This window comes from Rickettsia sp. (genome assembly GCF_965035265.1).
This window is the reverse complement of the sequence record NZ_CBCDJS010000073.1, coordinates 1-6,552: the sequence shown is the minus strand read 5'-3', so window position 1 is coordinate 6,552 and position 6,552 is coordinate 1. Positions and strand designations below refer to the sequence as shown.

Sequence of the window (6,552 nt, the reverse complement as noted above, 5' to 3'; positions counted from 1 at the left end):
CCTATAGTATATAATTTCTAAAAATATACATTTTTATTTATGAAGCTATTACGAATTGTTTTTATCCTGATCATATGTACTTATTTTCCTATATTTGCAGAAAATTTAGAGTCGGTTACTACAACCGAAGATATTGAAAATGATGTATTTATCCCTCTTGATGAAAACCATCCTATTTTAAATCCAAACGATAACATTAATAATAGTTCTGAATTTAAGAATTACACAAACGGTAAAATTATCGCTCTAAATAAAATTACTGCTACTTCTGAAGAAATTAATTTTAAAGTTGGAGGAGAAAAATATTTCGGTAATATAAAAATCAAATTACACAAATGTATAAAAAATCTTGATCCATATAATGAAGATAATTATTTGTTGATGACCATAACGGAATATAAGATTGATGAAGACCCTAATTTACTTTTTCAAGGATGGATGACTTCAGGCAGTATTTCACTTTCAACGTTTGAACACCCAATCTACGAAATTTTTGCTAAAGATTGTTTTTAGATGCAGTATTTAATCTCAAGTTTAATATTCCTAATTCCTAGTCTTGGGATGCTTGCGGGCTTATCGGTTGCAGCTACCGTTACAATTTTTTTGCTAATATCGTCCTTGCTATCTTTTATGTCATTCCCGCGTAGGCGGGAATCCACTCTTATAAAAAATTTTTTACTGGATTCCCGCTTTCGCGGGAATGACATAAAAACAGAACTACTATTCACTGCTTGGTGCTTTATATCTTGTTTATTTGCAATTCATCCTATTAATAGCCTAGTTACTTTTGCTCAAGTTTTCATACTCTTATTTCTTGGATTTATCGTTAGTAATTCTGCTCCTTTCGGGAATCGCTTGCAACTCAAAAAAGTTTTAATATTAGGAATTCTCACGGCAATATTATTATTCTTTATCGAATATTCTTCTCATGGTTTTTTAACTAAGATATTCAAAGCTAGTTTTGGCTTATATATGCTAGATCGGGGCTGTGCTTTACTTTCAATTACTGCTTGGGTAGCAATCACCATTCTAATAAATGATAAAAAATACCGTTATGCCTTAATGCTATATATATTAGTGCTTTATTTACTGAGTATTTCCGATAGTTTAGCAAGTTTTTTAGGGTTTGGTATAGGAGGAGTAATATTTATTTTAGCAAAGCTTACAAAGCCGATATTTTTCAAATTAGTTACAATAAGTTTAATTACCGGCTCGTTACTATTTCCTGTTATAGCTAAACAAATAGAACCACAAGATTTATCTGAAAAATATTTAGCTACACAACCTTCTGCAGCTCATCGTTTATTTATTTGGCATTTCGTTGCAAACAAAATCACCCTAAAACCGATTTTAGGATACGGCTTTGCCTCTTCTAAATATATCGAAGCTGGTGATAGTGAAATGATCAATTATAAAGGTGAAAAATGGCATCCATTGCCACTACACCCTCATAATAATATATTACAGATTACTCTTGAACTCGGTGTAATAGGGCTAATATTATTTTTATGCTTAGTTTATAAATACTTAAGACAAATCGATAATATAAAGAATAACAATTTTAGGGCAGCTTCTTATGCGTGTTTTATAAATTATTATATTATAGGGATGATTTCATATAATATGTGGCAAATATGGTGGATATCAAGCGGTATTTGGGTACTAGTTTTAATGAAGTTACTAGTTAAACCTGATATTGTCGTTGATAATTAATGCTATTTGAGGTAAATATAGAAGTAAGTGTTCTTTATGTCATTCCTGCGAAAGCAGGAATCCAGCATAAAGCGAGGTAAACCGAGCTTTTAGTTTTAAAAACTTACTGTGTTTATATCTATTAATTAACTGGATTCCCGCTTTCGCGGGAATGACATAAACCGCGCTTATACTCATACAATAAAAACATATGCTACAAAACTCAGAATTTTTACAGGAATATCTACCGATTGCTATATTCTTCGGTATTGCGGTATTGATTTCCGGTGTAATAATGATTCTACCTAATTTATTATCCACTAAGAAATATAATAAAGATAAGCTAGAGCCTTATGAGTGCGGTTTTGAGCCTTTTAGCGATGCAAGATCAAAATTTGATATACGCTTTTACTTAGTTGCCATTTTATTTATTATCTTTGACCTTGAAATCGCATTTTTAGTGCCTTGGGCTATTAGCCTTAATATGATAGGTAAAATAGGCTTTTTCTCAATGATGTTTTTCTTATTCGTACTTACTATCGGGTTTGTATATGAATGGAAGAAAGGAGCTTTAGATTGGTAGTAAAAATACTTGTTTAATTTAAAAATTAGCGGCACTTCCTTTTGTTTTTAATCCTTACGTACATTTAAGTACGCTGCGGTTAAAAACTGCAAACAAGCTTGCTTCTTTTCAAATTAAACTTCGTATTTCCATATTTAACTTATGTAAGAATAAAAATGCATAATAACTTTTATCAAGAAGACGAGCTGCTTAATGAAGAGCTTTCTAACAGAGGATTCTTACTCACTAAAGTTGATGACGTTATAGGCTGGGCGAGAGCTAATTCCTTATGGCCAATGACTTTTGGACTTGCTTGTTGTGCAGTTGAGATGATGCAGGCAGCAGCAAGTAGATATGATATGGACCGCTTCGGTATGCTATTTAGACCAAGCCCAAGACAGTCCGATCTCATGATAGTTGCAGGAACACTTACCAACAAAATGGCACCAGCTCTACGTAAAGTATACGACCAAATGGCCGAACCTAAATGGGTACTTTCAATGGGCAGCTGTGCCAATGGCGGCGGGTATTACCACTTTTCCTACTCGGTAGTGCGTGGCTGTGATAGAATCGTGCCGGTTGATGTATATGTCCCTGGCTGCCCTCCTACTGCCGAAGCATTAATTTACGGGCTTATGCAACTACAGAAAAAAATTAAACGCACTACAGGTTTTAAGTATGACGCTCGAAAAAATCATTGAAAAACTTGCAGCTAAATCTAGCATTTTAATAACTCCGGTCACAGTTAAGGATTATCTGGCTTATAAAATCGAGCCAAATTTTTTATTACCGTTTTTAAAAGCTTTAAAAGAATCGGAAGAATTACGCTTCACTTTACTTACTGATTTATTTGGGGCTGATTTTCCGGAAGGATGTCATTCCCGCGAAAGCGGGAATCCAGAAAAAATAACCTTAATACATAAAAGGTTTGAAATAGTTTACAACTTACTAAGCCTAAAATTAAATAAACGTTTAATAATAAAAGTATATGTATCCGAAAAAGAAACTATACCTTCAGCAATGAATATATTTAATGCTGCTTGCTGGTATGAGCGTGAAGTTTATGATATGTACGGGGTAAATTTTGACGGCAATGACGATAAAAGACGAATACTAACCGATTATGAATTCGAGGGGCATCCATTACGTAAAGATTTCCCGTTAACCGGTTATACACAAGTTAAATATGATGAGAAACTAAAGAAAGTCGCTTATGAGCCGGTAGATTTAGACATAGAATATCGAGAGTTTGATTTCAGCTCTCACTGGCATAGCCCGACTTATGTACTGCCAGGTGATGAGAAGGCAGCCGATGTCATTCCCGCGAAAGCGGGAATCCAAAAATAGAATTACATCAAAATCGTCATTGCGAGGATAGTCTATGTCATGCTTAGCTAAAAACGGCGTTGTTGCATTGCTTGAAAAGCCTGCTCGATGTCATTCCCGCGTAGGCGGGAATCCAGTGTAAAGCGAGATAAATCGAGCTTTTAAAAAACTTTAAAGTACTTGATTCCAGCTTTCGCGGGAATGACATAGAAGTACAGGAATCCAGAAATAAACAACAAAAAATACTATGACTAACAACACTAAAACTTTAACCTTAAATCTTGGTCCGCAGCATCCGGCAACTCATGGAGTTTTAAGGCTAATCCTTGAGATGGACGGGGAAGTAGTAAATAATGCCGATCCTCATATTGGGCTACTTCATCGCGGTACGGAAAAACTTATTGAGCATAAAACATATTTGCAGGCTATACCTTATTTTGATCGCCTTGATTATGTTTCGCCAATGTGTCAAGAGCATGCCTTTGCTTTAGCCGTTGAATCATTATTAGCATGTAATGTTCCACGAAGAGCCCAGTTTATCAGGGTATTATTTTCAGAATTAACAAGAATCCTAAACCACGCCTTAAATATAGGCAGCCAAGCCTTAGACGTTGGAGCTACTACTCCTTTATTATGGTTATTTGAAGAACGAGAAAAAATCATGGAGTTTTATGAGCGTGTTTCCGGCTCTCGTATGCATTCAAACTACTTCAGACCTGGCGGAGTTGCTGAAGATTTACCTGACGGTTTACTTGAGGATATAGATAAATTTATAGAACAGTTTCCTCCTAAACTTCAAGATATCGAAAGCCTACTAAATGAAAATAGGTTATGGAAACAACGTTTAGTAGATATTGGCGTTGTATCTCAAAAAGAAGCGATGGACTGGGGGTTTTCAGGTCCTATGCTTAGAGGCTCGGGTATAGCTTGGGATTTGCGTAAATCAAACCCTTACGACGTATATGATGAAATGGATTTTGAAGTACCGATAGGCAAAAACGGCGATTGTTACGACAGATATTTTGTACGCATGCTTGAAATGTACGAATCTGTTAAAATAATCAAACAATGTATAGAAAAAATGCCAAAAGGCGAAGTGAAAACCGACGATCCAAAAATTACACCGCCAACGAGAGCTAAAATGAAAGAGTCAATGGAAGCAATGATTCACCATTTTAAGCTTTATACGGAAGGGTATGACGTCCCTCTAGGTGAGACCTATAAAGCCGTAGAAGCCCCTAAAGGCGAGTTCGGTGTATATTTATACTCGCAAGGAGGTAACAAACCTTATAGATGCCGAATTAAAGCTCCCGGCTTTGCTCATTTACAAGGACTGGATTTTATGTCCAAAGGTCACTTAATGGCAGATGTTATTACTATTATAGCTACGCTTGATATAGTATTTGGTGAGATAGATAGGTAGACTCGTTTAATTTGAAAAATTGGCGTCGTTGTTTAACATTTTTTGATCCTCACGTACTAGTATGTACGCCGTGGTCAAAAAATATGAAACGCCTTGCTCTTTTCCAAATTAAACTTCGTCTACTACACTATTCATAATATTAGGAGTATATGAATACAAAAATTACAAATTTTACATTTGATAAGAAAAATTTAAATCTAGCAGAAGAGATTATAAAGAAATATCCGCCGCATGGAAAAAGAAGTGCCATACTGCCTCTTCTTGACCTTGCACAGCGTCAAAACGGCGGTTGGCTATCTGTTCCTGCTATCGAATATGTCGCAAATATGCTAGAAATGCCTTATATACGGGCTTATGAGGTTGCAACATTTTATACTATGTTTAACTTAAAGCGAGTTGGTAAGTATCATATCCAAGTATGTACTACCACTCCTTGCTGGCTACGCGGTAGTAATGATATAATGGAAACTTGCAAGAAAAAACTTGGTATAGAAGAAAAAGAAGTAACGAAAGATCAAAAATTTAGCTTAATTGAAATAGAATGTTTAGGAGCATGCGTTAACGCTCCGGTCGTACAAATTAACGACGATTATTATGAAGACCTGACGCACGAAAAAATGGAAGAAATAATAGACAAGCTGCAAAATGACTAGAATCTTATTATTACTACTTAAATTCTATCAATATTTCATTTCTCCGTTACTTGGCAATAATTGCCGCTTTCATCCCACTTGTTCAGAATATGCTAAAGAAGCTATAACAACACACGGCACACTTAAAGGCTTGTGGCTTACCTTTAAAAGAATCATCAAATGCCAACCGTTTTATAATGGGGCGTTGTTGCGTGGATACCCGAACCGTCATTGCGAGGAGCGAAGCGACGCAGCAATCCAGAAAAATAATAAAAATGTTATAAATTAGCATTTTTTACTGGATTGCTTCGTCAAAACTTATAGTTTTTCCTCGCAATGACGATGAAACCGGCCAACGAATGTATAGTACCAGACAATTTTTATTCTATGTCATTCCCGCAAAGGCGGGAATCCATTACTTTAAAGCCTTTTTAAAGCTTAATTTGAAAAGTAAAGAATCTTTGAAATTAAGATTTTTTAAAAGCTCGATTTATCTCGCTTTACCCTGGATTCCCGCTTCCGCGGGAATGACATCGAGGGCTTTTTAAAAAATGTCCAGTACTATACAACGAATGACATCGATATGCTTTGCTAGAGTCATAAATATAAACACTATAGTGAAATGAATTTAATCCCATTATCCCGTGAATTTTTTGCAAGAGATACTAACTTAGTAAGCACTGAGTTAATCGGTAAAGTCCTATATTTTCAAGGCAAAACAGCTATCATTACCGAAACGGAAAGCTATAGTAAATCATATAGTATTATGTGCAGTAAAAAACTTTTTTAAAGTTTCGTACAAGTTTGCGAATTCAGTAATTTTATTCTTAATCCATCGTTTCATATTAGCCCAGAATTTTTCTATCGGATTTAAATCCGGTGAATATGGCGGTAGAAAAATTACTTTGCAGCCAACA

General features: G+C 35.2%; 9 protein-coding genes and 1 pseudogene. 9 read left to right on the top strand and 1 reads right to left on the bottom strand.

Features of this window, described 5'->3' with window-relative positions:
- Nucleotides 1–39: 39 nt before the first annotated feature.
- The 9 genes and pseudogenes from AC1Z7D_RS05390 to AC1Z7D_RS05350 all read left to right on the top strand — a co-directional run.
- Nucleotides 40–513, top strand: coding sequence for a DUF2155 domain-containing protein (locus tag AC1Z7D_RS05390; RefSeq protein WP_482602639.1), 474 nt, complete (start codon nucleotides 40–42; stop codon nucleotides 511–513).
- Nucleotides 514–1,713: an O-antigen ligase family protein gene (locus AC1Z7D_RS05385; RefSeq protein WP_482602637.1), complete on the top strand. Its 1,200-nt coding sequence runs from the start codon at nucleotides 514–516 to the stop codon at nucleotides 1,711–1,713. It begins immediately after the preceding gene.
- 190 nt (nucleotides 1,714–1,903) lie between these two features.
- Nucleotides 1,904–2,275 carry an NADH-quinone oxidoreductase subunit A gene (locus AC1Z7D_RS05380; RefSeq protein WP_482602635.1) on the top strand — a complete coding sequence of 124 codons (372 nt, stop codon included), beginning with the start codon at nucleotides 1,904–1,906 and terminating at the stop codon, nucleotides 2,273–2,275.
- Nucleotides 2,276–2,430: 155 nt separating this feature from the next.
- Nucleotides 2,431–2,955 (top strand): NuoB/complex I 20 kDa subunit family protein, encoded by a 525-nt coding sequence (locus AC1Z7D_RS05375; RefSeq protein ID WP_482602633.1) that lies wholly within the window; start codon nucleotides 2,431–2,433, stop codon nucleotides 2,953–2,955.
- Nucleotides 2,933–3,601 carry an NADH-quinone oxidoreductase subunit C gene (locus AC1Z7D_RS05370; protein ID WP_482602631.1) on the top strand — a complete coding sequence of 223 codons (669 nt, stop codon included), beginning with the start codon at nucleotides 2,933–2,935 and terminating at the stop codon, nucleotides 3,599–3,601. Before AC1Z7D_RS05375 ends, AC1Z7D_RS05370 begins: the two co-directional genes overlap by 23 nt.
- 226 nt (nucleotides 3,602–3,827) lie before the next feature.
- A complete protein-coding gene (nuoD, locus tag AC1Z7D_RS05365) occupies nucleotides 3,828–5,003 on the top strand; it encodes an NADH dehydrogenase (quinone) subunit D (RefSeq protein ID WP_482602629.1) in 1,176 nt (391 codons plus the stop codon).
- A 149-nt stretch (nucleotides 5,004–5,152) separates the two neighbouring features.
- Nucleotides 5,153–5,656 carry an NADH-quinone oxidoreductase subunit NuoE gene (gene nuoE, locus AC1Z7D_RS05360; protein WP_482602627.1) on the top strand — a complete coding sequence of 168 codons (504 nt, stop codon included), beginning with the start codon at nucleotides 5,153–5,155 and terminating at the stop codon, nucleotides 5,654–5,656.
- Nucleotides 5,649–5,924, top strand: coding sequence for a membrane protein insertion efficiency factor YidD (gene yidD, locus AC1Z7D_RS05355; protein ID WP_482602625.1), 276 nt, complete (start codon nucleotides 5,649–5,651; stop codon nucleotides 5,922–5,924). Before nuoE ends, yidD begins: the two co-directional genes overlap by 8 nt.
- Nucleotides 5,925–6,257: 333 nt before the next feature.
- Nucleotides 6,258–6,383, top strand: a pseudogene (locus AC1Z7D_RS05350) (DNA-3-methyladenine glycosylase); the annotation flags it as partial.
- 6 nt (nucleotides 6,384–6,389) lie between these two features.
- Here the strand turns inward: AC1Z7D_RS05350 and AC1Z7D_RS05345 are convergent.
- A complete protein-coding gene (locus tag AC1Z7D_RS05345; protein WP_482602641.1) occupies nucleotides 6,390–6,536 on the bottom strand; it encodes a transposase in 147 nt (48 codons plus the stop codon).
- Between the last annotated feature and the right edge of the window lie 16 nt (nucleotides 6,537–6,552).